The 17,562-nt window shown below is 57.1% G+C and carries 11 protein-coding genes; 3 read left to right on the top strand and 8 right to left on the bottom strand.

Features of this window, described 5'->3' with window-relative positions:
- Positions 1 to 25 precede the first annotated feature (25 nt).
- Positions 26 to 2,986 (bottom strand): hypothetical protein, encoded by a 2,961-nt coding sequence (locus VFA76_07590; GenBank protein HZR31700.1) that lies wholly within the window; start codon positions 2,984 to 2,986, stop codon positions 26 to 28.
- Between the two features lie 298 nt (positions 2,987 to 3,284).
- Here VFA76_07590 and VFA76_07595 point away from each other — a divergent pair, with 298 nt between their 5' ends.
- On the top strand, positions 3,285 to 3,761 hold the full coding sequence (locus tag VFA76_07595) for an N-acetyltransferase (GenBank protein HZR31701.1): 477 nt from the start codon (positions 3,285 to 3,287) through the stop codon (positions 3,759 to 3,761).
- Positions 3,762 to 3,784: 23 nt separating this feature from the next.
- On the opposite strand, the gene VFA76_07600 is transcribed toward VFA76_07595, so the two are convergent.
- Positions 3,785 to 3,949 (bottom strand): hypothetical protein, encoded by a 165-nt coding sequence (locus VFA76_07600; protein ID HZR31702.1) that lies wholly within the window; start codon positions 3,947 to 3,949, stop codon positions 3,785 to 3,787.
- 71 nt (positions 3,950 to 4,020) lie between these two features.
- Between VFA76_07600 and VFA76_07605 the strand changes: the two genes are divergently transcribed.
- Positions 4,021 to 6,156, top strand: coding sequence for a hydantoinase/oxoprolinase family protein (locus VFA76_07605; protein ID HZR31703.1), 2,136 nt, complete (start codon positions 4,021 to 4,023; stop codon positions 6,154 to 6,156).
- Positions 6,157 to 6,257: 101 nt separating this feature from the next.
- On the opposite strand, the gene VFA76_07610 is transcribed toward VFA76_07605, so the two are convergent.
- From VFA76_07610 to VFA76_07630, 5 genes are all read right to left on the bottom strand, one after another.
- A complete protein-coding gene (locus tag VFA76_07610) occupies positions 6,258 to 9,068 on the bottom strand; it encodes a M14 family zinc carboxypeptidase (GenBank protein HZR31704.1) in 2,811 nt (936 codons plus the stop codon).
- A 117-nt stretch (positions 9,069 to 9,185) separates the two neighbouring features.
- Entirely contained in the window at positions 9,186 to 9,986 is an 801-nt protein-coding gene (locus VFA76_07615) for a metallophosphoesterase (protein HZR31705.1), read from the bottom strand.
- A 148-nt stretch (positions 9,987 to 10,134) separates the two neighbouring features.
- A complete protein-coding gene (locus VFA76_07620; GenBank protein ID HZR31706.1) occupies positions 10,135 to 12,939 on the bottom strand; it encodes a TonB-dependent receptor in 2,805 nt (934 codons plus the stop codon).
- A gap of 263 nt (positions 12,940 to 13,202) precedes the next feature.
- On the bottom strand, positions 13,203 to 13,463 hold the full coding sequence (locus tag VFA76_07625; protein ID HZR31707.1) for a CsbD family protein: 261 nt from the start codon (positions 13,461 to 13,463) through the stop codon (positions 13,203 to 13,205).
- Positions 13,464 to 13,510: 47 nt separating this feature from the next.
- Positions 13,511 to 13,663, bottom strand: a complete 153-nt coding sequence (locus VFA76_07630) for a lmo0937 family membrane protein (protein ID HZR31708.1) — start codon at positions 13,661 to 13,663, stop codon at positions 13,511 to 13,513.
- A 297-nt stretch (positions 13,664 to 13,960) separates the two neighbouring features.
- Here VFA76_07630 and lon point away from each other — a divergent pair, with 297 nt between their 5' ends.
- Positions 13,961 to 16,363 carry an endopeptidase La gene (gene lon / locus VFA76_07635; GenBank protein ID HZR31709.1) on the top strand — a complete coding sequence of 801 codons (2,403 nt, stop codon included), beginning with the start codon at positions 13,961 to 13,963 and terminating at the stop codon, positions 16,361 to 16,363.
- 888 nt (positions 16,364 to 17,251) lie between these two features.
- On the opposite strand, the gene VFA76_07640 is transcribed toward lon, so the two are convergent.
- Positions 17,252 to 17,470, bottom strand: a complete 219-nt coding sequence (locus VFA76_07640) for a hypothetical protein (protein HZR31710.1) — start codon at positions 17,468 to 17,470, stop codon at positions 17,252 to 17,254.
- Positions 17,471 to 17,562 lie beyond the last annotated feature (92 nt).

The following is a 17,562-nucleotide window of genomic DNA, read 5'->3' on the forward strand; positions in this document are numbered from 1 at the left end:
CGGCCCTGATTGCTCTTACCTCGGGTTAGGGAAGGTTTAACACCCACGCGCCCAGACCGTGGCTGGCGGCGAATAGTTTGCGCGCCTTAGGCACGATCGTGAGTCCGGCAACTTCCACGTTGGGCATTCCCGGCGCTGCCAGTCCCCAGCTCGATTCGCCGGATTCAAGGCGGAAGACGCCGAAATCGCTTGCCGCATAGAGGTCACCGCTTTGGTCATCACGCGCGACATCTGTAATGGGGATGTCGTTCAAGTCATAGCTCCGATTGGTCCAGGTTGCGGTCCCCGCAATCGGGTTGTAGGTCACTTCGAATACGTGACCGGGTGTGGTCGGGGTGGCGGCACTGTAGCCGCTGTATGAGATCCAGGCGTGGTTTGCATTGGCAGAGTCAATGTAAATTCCACTGATGAATCGTCCCGGACTATTGGGGGCGAGGCTATCCAATCGGGTAAAGGTCACGCTCGCCGCGGGTTCTGCGGCGGCATTCTTGGAAATAAAAACACGCCCGGTTGAAGTTGCCGCCCACATTGTGGAAGAGTCACTTGCGCTCCGCCTCACGGAAGCAACATCACCTCCCACGCGATCTCCGTAGGTTGGCGAATTCAACTGGCCAGCCGGCCCTGGATCTCCGAGCGGCTGCCAGTCACCGCAGGTAACCGTGAAATCTCCGGTCCACTCATTGCAGTGCGCGCGGAACTCGCTGAGCGTCATCGAGCCCATGCCATGGGTCTTCGTCCGCCACACATGTGAAGTGCCGGCAAACATAGTTCTGCTGACCTTAGGATCAGAGATGATCGGAATGTAGAACTCCTGGGCCTCATACAGGAGCGGATCTCCGATCCAGTTCCAGTCAGCAATTAAGCCATCGCTGAAGTTTACGTCGGGTTGGGCAGCGTAGAAGGTATGGAATCGGAAATGACGATTGCTGACGTCAAAGCCGGACTGTCCGCCGTCACCATGGATGGTCTGCAGCCATTTAACCGTGTTGCCATAGGACTCCCATGTGCCGTTGTCCTGAGTTCCACCCTGAAGGTCGCTAACGTCAAAGGGATTCACCGTGAGACTTTGGAACTGAAGAGTCGTCAGGCCCTTGTTTACGCCTTGCAGCACCGTGGGCACCCGCGACAATAGCTGTTTGCAACGGCTGAGTGCCGGCTCAGCAAGCCCACGCGAGTCGCATCTCCCTGATACGTCTGCGAATTGGCCGCTGGAGCGGATCACGCCGCCGTCGGAAGACTCGAAGAATTGGAAAGGATTGTTTGGATTGACCACAATGAAGTGCTGGTCGGGATGAATTCCATTGGGGTGGACATCATCCGTCGCATCCATCGTCATGTCCGTGAACGATACTCCGGCGTCAGTCGAGAGAACGACTCCCCGGCCATTGGAAATGCCAAGCGCCTCACCATACTGATAAGAGCCCAGCAAATAAACCACGTCCGGATGCCCGTGCGGCGTAAAGACATAGTCGTCGTACCAGCATTGTCCGGTGCAGAAATTAAAAGATCCATATCCCGGATCAGCAGGATTTGGACTGGTTAGATCTGCGAACACCGGCGCGCCGCTCTGAACATCGTCGCTACGGAACAGCCGGCTGTAAGGCGCACCCACGTTCCCTTCGGCCACATACATACGCGTCTTGCCGCTGGCCAGGCGCGTCACTGAAATTTCCGGGCGTGTGGTAGTTTGCGCAGCATTCAGGGACGGCTTGATCTGTGTCCAGGTGGCCCCTCCGTCATTCGAACGCCAAACACCACGCGCGTACGATGACGCGTACACAGTGTTCGGGTCAGAAGGGTCAATCGCGACTCGCCGGACGCCACGTGGCGAGCAGGGTGTACCGTTGCTGGCTTCAGTTATGTCGCCAGTGCAGGGAGCGGTAGTGGAAAAACCATTGTGGATGAAAGACCAAGTCGCTCCACCATCGCTGGACTTATACAGTCCCCACTTGGGTGCGCCAGGCGTCAGCGTAACTACTCCACCACAACAGACTGAGGACTGCCCCCGAAGCGCTCGGGTTGAAGCTGCGTAAATGGTGTTCGAATCGCCGGGTTTGACGGCAATGGTGCCAATACCGCGGGCATTGAAGGCCGACTTTCCTAGTGGCCCAACCCAAGTATTCCCGCCATTGGTGGATTTGTACAACCCAACTCCGGCCTCGCAGCCGCTACCGCAAGCGTTAGCTTCACCCGTGCCGACCCAGATCGTGTTGCCGCTGGGATCGTTGGGATCGATGGCGATCGAACCTACCGCGTTGATCTCGAATGGGGTCGATAGATATCTCCATTGGGGCTGGGACTGCAGCGCGTTGTCGGTACGCCAGATGCCTCCGCCCGCTGCCGCTATCCACATTCTGCAGCCAGCGTTTTCTCCAGACCTGTCCCCACCACCCGCTCCGCAATTATTCGCAATGGCTAGCGCCGTGGTCCGTCCCCCAGCCGAATACTCGTTGGGCACATACGCGATGCGGAAAGGGGTAAGTTGATAGACTGCATTGCTGGGGCCCACGTTCGCCCAGCCACGCGTCCTGCGCCGCACCCGATTGAAACCTTTGTCCTTGTGACCGGAGAAGGCCCTGCGGGCAGTCGTAATCCGGGACACGGGGATGTCATGTTCTGGGTAAGCGCGTTGCAGGAATGCCGCTTCCGCAGCCGATCCGGGGCCGCCGCGCGATTCTCCGCCGTTTCCGGGGATTGCCTCCTTGAGCTTTTCAAGGTGACGCGATAGAGCGATGGGCATGCCCTCTTCATTAACCGGGAGCTGCTTGCCGGTTGGTTTCACCGATCGGACGACTGGTTTTTTGTGATGCGCTGCGGTGCTCTTGGCAATCTCCGCAGTCCCCACCGTTAATGTTCGGTTTGAAACGGGACTGATGGACGCTGTAGTTCTCTGCTTTTTTACCTGGGATGAATTGAGAGTAAAAATCACTCCAGCGGTTAGCAAAGCAAAAATCATTAGGCCGAGCAGAAACGAAATTCGTTTCATGACACTCCTCTTGTAAGGGATTTTCTTTCCTGATGGAGACCGCGGAAACCTGGTTGGGGGATCTTCGAGAAACCCACTCGCACACTCAATGCTGGTCGCAGCCTTCTGAAACGCCCGCCAGTGGCCGCAACCGAACGGGCAGGGATTATCGAGCGAGTGCTGCACATTTGTCAAGAGAGTTGTGGAATGTTTAGTGATCGGAAGCGACGTCTGTTAACTGAGTAGTAACGGACGGCCACGACGGCGAATGCGGTCAACCGCGGAACGGCCAGTCCTTCACGCCCGGTACAATTGTCGAGTGGACTACCGAATCCGCGATTTTTCGCCCGAAGATTTCGAAAAGCTCTGGAAGATTGACCAGCAGTGCTTTCCTCCCGGCATCGCCTATTCCAGGACCGAACTGCGTAATTACATGGGCGGGCGAGGTGCTTTCACACTTGTGGCATCGATGGGAGATGGAGGCAGCAATAAATCAGAAAATCCAGCCTTGAGTGGGTTCCTGGTGGCCGAAGCCCACGCCGGCCGCAGCGGCCACATTATTACTATTGACGTGCTGCCCACAGCTCGCCGGTCCGGCATGGGTTCAGCATTGATGAAGACAGCCGAAGAGCGGCTCCGGGCGGCGCGCTGTACTGAAGTCTTACTTGAAACTGCGGTGGACAATCTGCCTGCGCTGACTTTCTATAAGCGACACGGGTACGAACTGGTGAAGACCATCCCTCGCTATTACCAGAACAGCGTTGACGCCTTCCACATGCGCAAGATCCTGTCCTGACCTGCGACGATTACTTTGTGGGATTACGCGGCCTCTTCTGGATCTTCGCACTGCGGGTCGGGATCGCTGGAGAGCGGATCACTCGCGGGGAAGGTATCGGCTAGAGTTTTGTCCAGCATCTTCTCCCGATCGCATTCTTCTTGCTTGGCCGGTTTCTCTGGAGGGGATTGCTTCTCAGGGTTGCTCATTCACTCCTCGCGGGCGCTGCTGATGACAAATGTTAAATTGTCACGGCTGGAAAAACCAGTTTTCATCCAGAATGGCGCGGAAATCACCAGCTCGCAAATCCATTCCTTTAGCAGAGATCACCCGCGTAGCGGTGGATACTGGCGGAACATTTACCGACTGCGTATGGCTGGAGAACGGCCGGATTCGCATCGTGAAGGTATTTTCCACGCCCGCGGATCCATCGCAAGCGATCGTTGAGACGTTGCGCCGCACCGGCCTTGCGAGCGGCGTAGTGCTGTTGCACGGTACCACCGTGGGCACGAATACGCTGCTACAACGCAAGGGCGCCCGCGTGGCTTTCGTCACCACAGAAGGCTTCGAAGATTCCATTCAGATCGGACGCCAGGCAAGGCCCAAGCTTTACAACTTTTTCTTCGATCCTATAGAGCCACTGGTTCCCCCAGAGCTGCGCTTCGGCGTGCCTGAACGCACGGGTTGCGAGGGCACAATCTTGCGCGCCCCAAGCGCGGAAGAATTAAACGAGCTTCGTGTGGCGGTTGAAGAGCAGCACCCGGAAGCCATTGCGGTCTCTTTATTATTCTCCTTTGCCAATCCACAAAACGAACGCATGGTGGCTGCTGCCTTAGGCGGGAGGGGTCGCCCCGGCCGCAAAGGCGAGAACGCAGTTCCATTCTCGATCTCCCACGTCATTCTTCCGGAGTTCCGTGAATACGAGCGCGCCAGCACCGTGGTGATGAATGCATATTTGCAGCCGGTGATGCAGCACTACCTGCGCAGTCTTCAAAGCCGCGTCTCTGAGTGGGAGGGCGAGGTTCGCCTCGGATCCAGGTTCAAGGACGCAGCGGGCACCCATCATTCGGCTGGCAGCTCGATCTTTGTGATGCAATCCAGCGGTGGAATTACATCTCTTACGTCAGCGGCAGAGGAACCCGTGCGCACCGTGCTCTCAGGACCCGCCGGTGGCGTCGTCGGCGCGTCGGCGGTTGCGGCGCGCAGCGGCTTTGAGCGGATCATCTCCTTTGATATGGGTGGCACTTCAACTGACGTGGCACTGGTTGAGGGTCAGCCGCGCGCAACGAACGAAGCAGAGATTGCCGGACTGCCGGTGCGCGTCCCCATGCTCGACATTCATACCGTTGGCGCGGGCGGCGGCTCGATTGCGCGCTTTGACGCGGCAGGCGCGCTGCGTGTGGGGCCAGAATCCGCCGGCGCCGATCCCGGCCCCATCTGCTATGGAAAAGGTGAGCAGCCAACCGTCACCGATGCCAACCTCCTGCTCGGGCGACTGTCGCCTGACAATTTTTTAGGTGGCGAGTTCACGTTGGATGTGACTCGCACCCGCCGAATTGTTGAACGCTGGCTGAAGCACAATCACAAATTCCTTCGCCCGGGTCTGCGTACTCCCGAAGCATTCGCCGGCGGCGTGATTCGGGTAGTGAACGCCACCATGGAAAAAGCCATCCGCGTGGTCTCCATCGAACGCGGCTTCGATCCGCGCGACTTCACTCTGGTGGCCTTCGGCGGCGCCGGTGGCGTGCACGCCTGCGATCTGGCGCAGGCGTTGGGTATCCCTCGCGTTCTGGTACCGGCAATGCCGGGTGCGCTTTCCGCTTACGGTATTTTGGCCAGCGACATTGTGAAAGACTACTCGCGCACCGTCCTTTGGCGGGTTTCCGGGCGTTCGCCCAAACGCGAACTCCGCGCACAGTTTGCAGAATTCGATCGCGCTGCGCAGGCCGATTTCCGTCGCGAGCAGTGGCTGACGAAATCCCGCCGGGGGGCGGTGCGCCGTCAGCACACGCTCGACGTCCGCTATCGCGGCCAGGGATACGAGTTGAACGTTCCATTCAGCCGCGCCTGGCTGGGCGATTTTCATCATGAACATCAGCGCCGGTATGGATACAGCCGCCCCGGCTCCGAAATCGAGATCGTTACTCTGCGTTCGCGGGCGCGATTGCCCAACAACGTAACGCCCCACTTCCAACCCCCAGCACCTGACGGCAGGCAGGCGAAGCCGTCCCATGCGCGTGTGTTTTTCAATGGCCGCAGTGTGGCTGCCGCTGTTTACGATCGCGCAGCGCTCGCCACGGGCAAGAGCTACTCGGGGCCGGCGATCGTCACCGAATACAGCGCGACTACAGTGGTTCCGCCCGGCTGGAACTTCAAGATTGATCGTGCGGGAAATCTTTTACTACAGACGACCTGACGCCCGATTACTTCCGCTTGATCCACCGCTGGCCGCAGTTCGGGATAACCGCAAAGCCGTTCTTTTCGACACTCAGTAAGTAGTTGGGCACTATGATCAGCTTATCGCTGCCCCGCCACAATCGCCTGCCAGTTCAGGATCGCGTTCCACACCAGGCGATGATCGCCGCGATTCATGTCGCGATGCAGCGGGTTGAAGTTGAAACTTACTACATGCCCATGCGCGACGGGCATGTCGAGGATTGCCGGTCGACCAACGAGCCGGTCTTCGCCCCAGGCTTGTCCGCTTACCACAAACGGCGCGCCCTCGCGATCTCCCCACTCCATGACAATTCCGCTGCGGTCCTCCGGCCCATCCAGACAGGTGGTGCAATAGGCCATCCGCAGCCAGTGACGCGGCACGTCGTACAGGGGAAAGTTCTGCCGAAAAACCCAGGTGCGCGGCGAATAGCCATAAGCCAACGGATGGTCGGGGCGATCGAAAGTCACCCGCACATGCGCGCCGGGGGTGCGGGTCGGGGCGGTCTGTGCCGCCGCTGCCGATGCTCCACCGCCGCCCTGAGTGCTGCGAGGCACACCACCGGCCGCGCGCCGCACCCCGCGGACGATTCCCGCTTCCAAGGGAAGCATTGAGCCGCTGCCCAGCGTGACCAGCAATCCACCATCTTCTACAAACTGCTGCAGCTGCCCCAGGCCTTCCCATCCGATCCCACCCGTGATGTCATCCGTTTCTGCCGGCGTTCCGAAGCTCGGAGTTTTTGGCGTCTTCTTGAACGGCATCGGGCTCCAGCGCTTGGGCAGTCCCTGGATTTGCTCGGCCAGCTCCAGGTCCACATGCCCATAGACAATCACGTCAACCCGATTGCGCAGCGCGCCGGCTCTGATGTCTTCATCACGCAAATAGGTGTAGGGCACCTTGCGCTGATCGAGCGAGTAGCGAATCCATCCGATGGAGTCCGTATCCGCCCATGGCACCCAGACGCCGATGCGGGCCGCCTTGGCCGCATGATGTTGCACGTCAGGAACCGCAGATGTGCTGGTGAAGTCCAGGCCTAGCTCAGATGCAGTCTGGCGAACGGCATCAGCTAATCCCGCTTGCGCCGGAAGTATCCACGAGCCCGCAGGGAAGTCGGTTCCGCCCACTTTGAAGGCGCGCTCGGCAATCTCAATTCCGAAACTCGCAAGCCGATATCGCGCAGCAAGAAGCGCCTCCTGGCCTGTGTCCTTCAACAGAAACACTGGACCGGCGCCGTTCACATTTCCCGCTGGGTGCGGCGGCTCGGTCAAGGGTGTCAGCGCCGCTGAACGCACCGACACGTCGGCTGTTGGAATCGCCTGCAGGTGAAAGTTCGCCGGCAGCTCCCAGGACACGTCGTCATAGGGTTCATTGCTGTCCTTGGGATAATGCTGCGGCGCTAGCAGGTCCACTGCATAGTTGCGATATGGCTGGTCCAGGGGCACCACATAGGTACCCGCAGCAAAGCTGCCCTCCTTCAGTTTGAGTGGCGCTTTCGTTTGTGCGACCTCAATGTGTTGCCCCATCAACCGCTCCACCATCTGGGCTACGCGCGTGTGGTCACCTTGGTCCTGCGGAATCAGAAACGCGTATGGCGGCTCGTTCAATCCCTTCTGCCAGGAGTTCCATCCCTTTGTGTAAAAATTCCGCAGCATTTCCTTGGCCCTGCCGGCGCTGTAATCCAGCACGGCGAGCGCGCCCGTCTCTGTGTAATTCAAGTTGTCGCGCGCCGACCAGGTCACTTCCCGGGTTGTCGGCGGCAACGGCCGATACCATTCCTTGGTCATCTCTGCCGGATCAACAATACGTTTCACCGTCTCCGCCGTTCCGTTTCCCCAAGTCTCGTAGCCCCGGCCCGTGCTGTTATGGTTCATGGCCACGGAATCAAGGTAAAAATGGCTGAATGCTTCCCCGAAGTTCCAGGTCGCGACTCCCGGCATTCCCATCGCGGTCATGGTCTCGACTTCATGAAAGCTCATGGCCAGAAATTCGCCGTAGGTAATAGGGTCAACATTGGGGTTGTACGGGCCGGTGCCATTCCAACTCATCAGCATCGGCATACCCTCATGAATGTCATGCACGACGACTGGGTGCCAATCAAAAAACATACGACGGACCGCCTTCGTAGTCTCGTGAGTTGCCTGATGGGAGTCGCGGTTGATGTCCACAGACGCATATTTCGACCAATAGGGCGGCGACTGCCGGGGCAACGATGCGTAATCGGTCTTGCCCTTCAGATACCGATAGAACCACTCCACCACCTTGTCTCGTCCGTCGGGATTCGAAACGGGATTCAGAAGGACAACCATCTGCTCACGGATCCGCTTGATCATCGGCTGTTCGGACACGGCCAGACGATAAGCCAATTCCAAAGTCGCCTCAGTAGAGCCTGATTCATCTGAGTGCAGTCCAGCATTGAAGTAGTAAATCGGCCGCGCGTTTTGAATAATGCGCTCTGCGGCCGCAGGATCAGTAGTGCGCGGATCCGCTAAGGCTGCGGTTGCCGCTCTCAGGCGATCAAGGTCGCGAATTCCGGCTTCGTCCGCAATCGCTACCATGAGGATCTCTCGCCCTTCCTCGCTGCGCCCGATGGTAAACACTCGTACTCTCGGCGAAACCGCCGCAAGCATGCGGCAGTATGCCTGGGCCTGTGCCGTGTTCGCGAACTCACCGGGAGCGCCGGTGATTCGTCCGAAAAAAGTCAGCGGCGAGGGCACCGTGGCCGAGGCTGGGAGGTAAGACACCCAGGGCGACATGAAACGCTTGTCGCCAGTGGCGGCGGCGATGGCCTCGATAGACCCAGGCTGCGCCACATCGGGCGCAACATTGTTTTGTGACCACAGCAATGTTGTGAGGAGTTGGAAAAGCGACAGCGTCACAGCCATGAAGCGGAGCATGCATCTCCTCGGAACGATTTAATTGGGAGTGACTTATGAACGCGAGGAGTGTACTACGAGGGGCCATGGCCTCTGAAGAATGGCCGCGCTGAAATCGGCTGCCCGCGGTCAGAGCTGTTAGTGGCAGGTTCCAGAGCCGGAATCAGTGAACGCCTTCCCGGCTTGCGGAACGAACTTCCATTCATAGCCACCGGAATGCAAGGTGAGTTTCAGTACTCCGAAGGTGTCAGCGTTACGGGCTTCGCTGTTAGGTTGGGGCGTCGCCGCCAATGTCCGGTGGGTGCTTTTTCCTCCCGTCCCCACTACGAATTCGCGGATGCCATGCTGGGAATCTGATTGCCCATTCGGGTCCTGAGGGGCAAACCGCTCGTAATGATGATCGTGCCCGTTGATCACGATTTCAGCGCCCGCAGCGTAGAGTGCCTGCCACAAAGGTTTGACCGTAGGATCATTCCCGTGTTCGACTCCGGAACTGAAAAGTGGCTTATGGAAATAGGCCAACGTGCACGTGGCTCGATGTGCTGTCAGATCCTCCCGCAGCCATTTCAACTGCGCAGATGCGGCGTCGCAGCCTCCAACCTTATCGCACTCACTGTTGAGCGCGATGACGTGCCACGCGCCCACTTCGTAACTGTAATAACCCTTCGATGGATCGCCGGCAGCTTCGCCGAAATAGCGCGTGTAGCCAGAGGAGCCGCCGCTGCGGTATTCGTGGTTCCCGGGCGCTGGCCGGGTGCGATCTTTAAATCGTCCCCACGTAGCGCCGTAACATTTTTGGAATTGCTCATCGGAACCGTCGGGGTATGCCAGATCGCCTGCGGCGAAAACCGTGCCGGGGATTTTCTCGATCAGCTTGGCAGTGGCCTCTGCGCCCACCAGATCATCGCAGGTTGCGATATCGCCGGCGCCCACCAGCACAGGGTATTCAGAGGTGGCAGCACTCTGTGTCTTCTTTGCTGGAGGCCTCTGCTCGGTCGTGTTGGACTGGGCGAGACAACTGGAAACGCTTGCCACCAGCAACAATAAGGTTAACGTTCGCGTCAGTTGTCTCGCCTCCAAAAGTCGGTCACTGTTCCTTGTTCCGCAACGTCCAGCGCAGCCCGGCTGAGATGGTGCGGCTGTAATACTCCCGCTGAATGGGAAAGCGTTCGCTGCCGTTATAAAAACCGAACACTTCGTTGTTTAAGTTGAGAAGCGAAACAATTGCCTGGAGTCCGTGGCTGCGCGGGATCCAGTAGCTTACTTGTGCGTCAACCTGAGTGTGGGGATACAGGTAGGTATCCCCGTCTCCAAATTTGCTCGGAGCACCGGCATAGGACCAGAGGTATCCGTCATTGTGCGTCAGACCCATGCGGGCAGAAAGGCCCTTCCTGTCATAGGTCACGTCGAAGTTGAAGTTGTTTGGGGCAGTGCGCAATAGAGAGGGATGGTCAGTTCGCTCTCCGATCGCGACCGGAAAGCTTGCCCGCGAATGTGTGTAGCTGTAGTTCGCCCGAACGCCCATGCCGTTTAGCAAGCTGGGAAGGAAGGACAAGCGCTGCTGCCAGGCGGCCTCGATGCCCTCGATGTGCGCGTGCGGGCCATTAATTAAAGTTCCTTCGGTCGCGGTTTGGAATGGCACCGTGACCGAATAAATCGGATCATTCAGGTACTTGTAGAAAAACCCGCCCTGGATCAATCCCAGCGGCCGCAAATAATGTTCCGCGACGACGTCGAAGTTGTGCGCGTGCGTCGGCTTCAGGTTTGGATTTCCTCTAGAGAATTCCGGATTCGATGTGGGATCGTCAATAAAAAAAGGAGCGAGGTCGCCGAAGTTGGGCCGCGCGATCCCCATACCATAAGCTGCTCGCAGAATCGTGTCCGACCCGAACCGATACTGGGCTTGAACACTGGGAAAGGCATTCACGTAGCTGTTGGTGGAGGTCTGCGGGACCGCGGGTGGCACAAAATCTCCCGCCGCATTGAGATTGAGCTTGTTCGCACGCAGCGAGTCATCGGTGGATTCGACTCTTACGCCCGCCTGCAGCCTCAGTCCCCCGAAACTAATCGTATCCATCACATAACCCGCCCAGATGCGCTCGCCAATGTCGAAGGCGTTCTGCAGGTTATAAACAAGGTTTGGAGTCGGCCCGGAGAGCTGCCCCGCGTGGATTGCGGCAAGCACCTTGTTGAAATCGGTGGTCGGACCGAACGCGTAATTCTTGAAGTAGTAGTTTGAATCTCTAAAATTACCGAGAAACAAACTCATGGGTAGAGTGCCGTTCGGGCTGAATCCCTCTCTGTCATCGCGTTGTGTTTTTCCCGCATCCCATCCCTTAAAACCTATTTCGATCGAACTGGAGTGCGAGCCGAGAGAATATTGTTTATTCAGCGAAATATCTCCCACCACGTCCCGCTCGAAAATGGTGTCGTTCTCTACCGAAGCAAACCCCAGAGTGTACGCATTGGGATCAAAAATATTTACTCCATTCAGGACCGGAAACTTGGGGGTGAAGGGATCCGTTGTATCGACCGCAAATGCCACGCCGCCCGGCCCGCCGAATCCGGCCCGCGGAAAACCGCCTGTGTACTTGGCTTGCGAGAGAGCTATCTGATAGGAAAGCAGGGTGCTTCCAATTGCGTGTCGCGCCCCAGCCTGGGCGCTGAAAATCTGCTGCTCCGGTTTGCGATACACATCAGTGAAGCCCATGCTGCCGCAACCCTCAACCCCCGTGATGGTGGTGAGGTTACAGTTGTTATTCGGGTCGGCGGGGTTCGTAATGAAATTATCCACGCTCGGCGAATAGATCCAATTCTCCCCGTAGTCTTTGAACTTGGAGTACAGGCCGCGCAAGTACACGGAGGACATGTCACCCAGCTTGTAATCGGTCTCCCCTCCGAATCCCCAGCGTGTCCGGTCATAGCGGTAATTACGCAGATCTATAGTGTTTGGTCCCTGGAAAACGGCCGGCGAACCATACGCGGGCTCAATGTCGTTGATGCCGCGGGCGTTGTAATCGTAGCTTCCGCCTAAAAGTAAACCGAACTTCTTGTTTGTGCCGAAGCGCTGCCCGGCAGTTCCCGCGAGCTGGTACAGAGATCTGCCTCCGCTTATTGGGGTGTAGCCGCCCATTCCCAAAAATGTCATGTAAGGCTGGTCGGTTGGAGTCCTGGTCACCAGGTTCACTGAGCCGCCAATCGCGTCCGCGTCCTGATTGGCCGAGAGCGTTTTATTGAGTTCCACCATATCCACGAGATCGGCGGGTATGACGTCGAGCTTAACGTTCCTAACTCCTTCGGGAGACGGCACGTGGATGCCGTCAATGGTCACATTGCTGAGGCGCGGCTCAGTGCCTCGAATCTGGATGTACTTGCCTTCGCCCTCATCCCGCTCTAGCGATACGCTGGGCAGCCGTCCCACCGCGTCGGCGATGTTGGTATTGGGAAGACTAGTGATGACCTCGGCCGGCAGCACCTGCACGATATTGTCCGCCGTTCGCTCGATGTTGATCGCCTCAACTTCTCCGCGCTGGCGGTCTCCACGGACCGTAACCACTTCGGTTTGGGACGCAATTTGCAGGACCGCATCAATATGTATGACCTGTCCGCTATTGACGGTGACATCACTCGAAAACGGCTTGTATCCGACATACGAGACCGTCACCGTGTAGCGACCGGGCGCCAGATCAGTGATCGTGAATTGTCCCTGGCCATCGGAAGCAACCGAAACGTTCTTCGGCTGTACTTCCACGCGGGCACCGGGCAACACACCCTGGCTTACATCCGTTACCGTGCCCGTAAGCATCCCTTTGCGTTCTTGGGCATGGATTGGTGTCAACGCCAGGACTGTCATGACCGCGAGCAGGAATAGCGAACAGAGAGAACTGCGCATAGTTTGCCCCCCAGCTGATCTCGGATCTAAAACACTAAAATTCCGGTAAGAGAGGGAGACTAGATCACGAATATGAATATCGCGTTACAAGAACTTTAAATTTTCAAGAATTCGGGCATCCCTGAGTTGGATAAGTCAGGACTTGTAAGGAAAATGACGGGCGGATACTACCACGAGTGCCAATCGCATCATCATTAAAAATCGTTCATAAAATAAAAAAGGCGCTCGAGCGAGCGCCTTTCTGAAAACAGATAACAAGTGACCTATGCTATATCTTTCTTTCCCCGTTCTTCTTCTCTACGGATTTCTTCCTCGTCCCGCATTTCTTCCGACTTCTTTTCCATGTCTTTAACTGCGTCGCGGCCGGCATCTTTCACTTTGCCCCACGCGTTTTGCACCTTGCCCTCAACCTGCTTTGCTGCTCCTTCGGCCTGGGTCTCTTCATTCCCAGTCCACTCACCTGCCTGCCGCTCAACTCGGCCTGCCACATCTTTGATCTTGCCTTTCACCCGATCTTTGTCCATAAATGACCTCGCCGTTGATTTGACGTTTAGTTCGAGCTCGACGACCGCTAGGCTGGTGTGTTGCGGCTGGTGAGAAGCTGGAAAACCAGGGCCACTACTGCCAGAACCAGCAGAATGTGGATAAATCCGCCCAGGGTGTAGCTGCTTATAACCCCGAGTAACCAGAGAACCAGAAGAACGATGAACAAGGTCCAAAGCATCGGTTTTACCCTCAAGAAAGTCGGCGTGCTCTCTATAAGTGAGGTGCGGAAGCATCAGCCCGGGTTGTCAGTCTATCGCAAGCGCCTCCTGGTTTAGTGTCTTTCGTCACGTCAGAGGGGTCTTACGGTGGACTACAATCAGGCAGCTTCGGCTTTTCAGTCGATTTTTCAGTGGTATCAGAGCACGCGGTGAATCTTTTGCAGACGAAAAGTCATCAAAAGTTGAGTCAGGGTCACTCAAGGAGCAACATGGCACAGCAAGCGCAACCTGAGCGCGCAGAAGGAATTTCCCGCGAAATGGAACAGAAAAATACATCTTTACCTATCCTCCCGGTGCGGGACACGGTTTTATTTCCGCATGCGGTCCTCCCCCTTACTGTGGGCAGGGAGAGTTCGGTCCAGCTGATTAATTCGCTGGGCGAGGACAAGACCATCGTTGTTGTAGCGCAGCGCGAGGCCCGGGTTGATAACCCCCAGCCCACCGACCTGTACGCCGTGGGCACGCGTGCGATCGTTCACAAAGTCGTCAAAATGCCCAACCAGAGCCTCTTCGTCTTCGCTGAAGGCCTGGATCGGGTGCGCATCCGTGAGTTCACGCAAATTACGCCCTTCATGCGGGGCACAGTGGAGACGGTTCCGGACATCGCCTCATCCAAGGATGCCGAACTGGAAGCTCTGCAGCGCAACGTTCTCACTCTTTTCCAGCAGATCGTCGCCGGTTCGCCGACCTTGTCCGACGAGCTTTCGACGGTGGCAATGAACATTGACGAGCCGGGACGCCTGGTGGATTTTGTCGCCTCGTCTTTGCCATCTCTTTCAACCACCGATAAGCAGGACGTGCTCGAAACTCCCGACGTTCGCAAGCGCCTGGAGAAGATCAACCAACACCTGGCGAAAGAACTCGAAGTCCAGCAGCTCCGCAACAAGATTCAGTCCGAAGTGCAGGACCGCGTCCAGCAGACGCAGCGCGAGTACTACCTGCGCGAGCAGATGAAGGCCATCCAGAAAGAGCTGGGCGAGCAAGACGAGAACCAGCGTGAGACGGAAGATCTCCGCCAAAAAATCGAAGCCGCCGGCATGCCGGAAGAAGTCAAGAAAGAAGCTCTGAAAGAGCTAGCCCGGCTGGCGCGCATGTCGCCCATGGCCGCCGATTATTCAGTGACTCGCAATTACATCGAGTGGCTCGCCGTACTGCCCTGGAACAAGTCTTCAGGCGGTGAAGTTGACATTCTGAAGGCCAAAGAAATTTTGGATGCCGACCACTACGACCTGAAAAAAGTGAAAGAGCGCATTCTGGATTACCTCTCCGTGCGCCGACTGAAGCCCAACATGAAGGGGCCGATCCTGTGCTTCGTCGGACCGCCCGGAGTAGGCAAAACCTCGCTCGGTAAATCCATCGCTCGCGCGCTGGGTCGCAAGTTCGTGCGGCTCTCGCTGGGCGGCGTGCACGACGAAGCGGAAATCCGCGGCCATCGCCGGACTTATATCGGTGCTCTGCCTGGGCAAATCATTCAGGGCATTCGGCGCGCCGAGACCAACGATCCGGTCTTCATGCTCGACGAAATCGATAAAGTCGGGCGCGACTTCCGCGGCGATCCCGCGGCGGCGCTGCTCGAAGCACTCGATCCCGAGCAGAACGCGACTTTCCGCGACAACTACCTCGACGTACCGTTCGACTTGTCGAAGGTGTTGTTCATCACCACTGCCAACATGCTCGATCCCATCGCCGATCCGCTGCGCGATCGCATGGAAATCATCGAGCTCCAGGGCTACACGGAAGAAGAGAAGACACACATCGCGTTTCAGTACCTGATTCCGCGGCAAACGGAAGAGAACGGTGTTACCAAGGACCAGATCGAGTTCACCGAGGACTCGATCCACTTCATTATCCGGCACTACACCCGCGAGGCTGGTGTTCGCAGTCTGGAACGCAACATCGGCACCATCTGCCGCAAGCAGGCGCGTCGCATCGCCGAAGGCAAGACGGACAAGCTGCTGGTGACGCGCGGTGTGGTCGAGGAATTCCTAGGTGGCATCAAGATCCGCGTGGAAGGCGAGATCGCCGAGCGCACCATGCGTCCGGGCGTTGCTGTTGGCCTGGCGTGGACGCCCGCCGGTGGCGACATCCTCTTCGTCGAAGCCAATACCATGAAGGGCAAGGGCAACTTCATCATGACCGGCCAGATCGGCCAGGTGATGCAGGAGTCCATGCAGGCGGCGCTCACCTGGGTTCGGTCGAACACCACCGAGCTGGGCATCGCGCCTGAGTTCTTCAGCGATCACGACATTCACATTCACGTGCCCGCCGGCGCCATCCCGAAGGATGGGCCCTCGGCAGGTGTGACCATGGTGACTGCGCTAGTGTCGCTACTCAGCAATCGCCGCGTGCGCCCGCTGACCGCGATGACCGGTGAAATCACGCTGAGCGGCAATGTGCTCCCCGTGGGCGGCATTAAAGAGAAAGTGCTCGCCGCCAAGCGCGCGGGAGTGCACGACGTAATTCTGCCCGCGGAGAACCAGACCAATGTGGTCGAGGACCTCACCGCCGAAGAGCTCGAGGGCTTGACCATTCACTACGTCAAGATGATTGACGAAGTGCTCGAGATCGCGTTGCCGCACACTGCCACCGAAGAGCGCCAGGACGCCGAAGAGCGCGAGAAGGTCATCCGCGAGACGGTGTACACCAACGCGCCAATATAGAGCAGTTCTAGTTTCAAGTTTTTAGTTTCAAGTGCCAGCCTCGAAGAGGGCTGGCATTTTTGTTTGCGCTTTTTTGCTCAAGAGCTTTAACGCGAAGTTCGCAGAGGAAGCCCGCCGCATAAGCGCTGGGTAGGGGCTCCCGGTAGTGGACTACTTTGATTTTACCAATCTAACAAATGGTATTCTATAGTCGGTATGCAAAGCGGATTAGCAACAGACCTGCAGACATAAATCAAGCCACTCATTTGACGGTCGAGCGCTCTACCGCTGGCCCTGAATCTGGGCAGCCAACCCTTAATATTGTAAGCCCTCTAAGTCTGAGGTGTCCGTGTAATGGTTCTTATGGGGGCGCAGGGGAGAAAAGGTTGGGGTAGGCGTAGCTTGGCAACAACGACGCCTGACGTACGCAGGAATACGCGTTACGTGCTAAGGCCGCTGGTCTAAACGGACAAAGCCCTTTAAACCATGAGGCTTGCTGCACTGGTTCAAGCACCTTCGTGCCTTTTCCGGCACCCTCGCATCTATATTAAACTGGGGGAACATTTGCATAGGAATCGAAGTTCTTATAGTAGAAATCCTGTGAACAAGCGGGTTATTTTGCTGGTTCATAGTGATTGTAATTAGCTAAAATAAAGGCAATTCCGTACATTATTTCGGATAACGGCTTGCAGGGCCGACCCAAGGGAGTAAACTACGTGGCTCAGTTCGTTCGACGAAGGAATAGACGCATGAAGGGTGCTCCACCAATTCGAAAGACTAGTAAATTGTCGCGTGCCGAAGCGTTGCACGCAATGGCTTCTCTAATTGAGGAGCACATGACCGAACAGGGGCTTTCCGAAGACGAGAAGGACAAGCGCGTAGCGGAAGCTCGTCAGATGGTAGAATCGTCTAGCGGTGCAGCGCGCGCCAAGTCGCGATAATTCTCTCATAGCGTTCATGTCCCCGCGTTATTCCGAACCTACTTTTAAGTAGATCCTCGAGGACTTCTTCATCCTCGATTAGGTCAAGAATATCCGCCATTTCTTCTAAACGATCAACTTCGCGCTGTCGGGCCTCGCCTTTGGCGGTGCGTTGTTTGGCTATATTGAACGCCGATTTTTCTCTCATTTAAGAGGCGACCTGATGGGGCGGTTAAGTCTAGCCGATCCGTTCTACAAAGCCAAAATACTTGATGCAAGTACCACAATCGCTTTTCAAAC

The sequence above is a fragment of the Terriglobales bacterium genome (genome assembly GCA_035651655.1).
Lineage (GTDB): Bacteria > Acidobacteriota > Terriglobia > Terriglobales > Acidobacteriaceae > DASRFG01.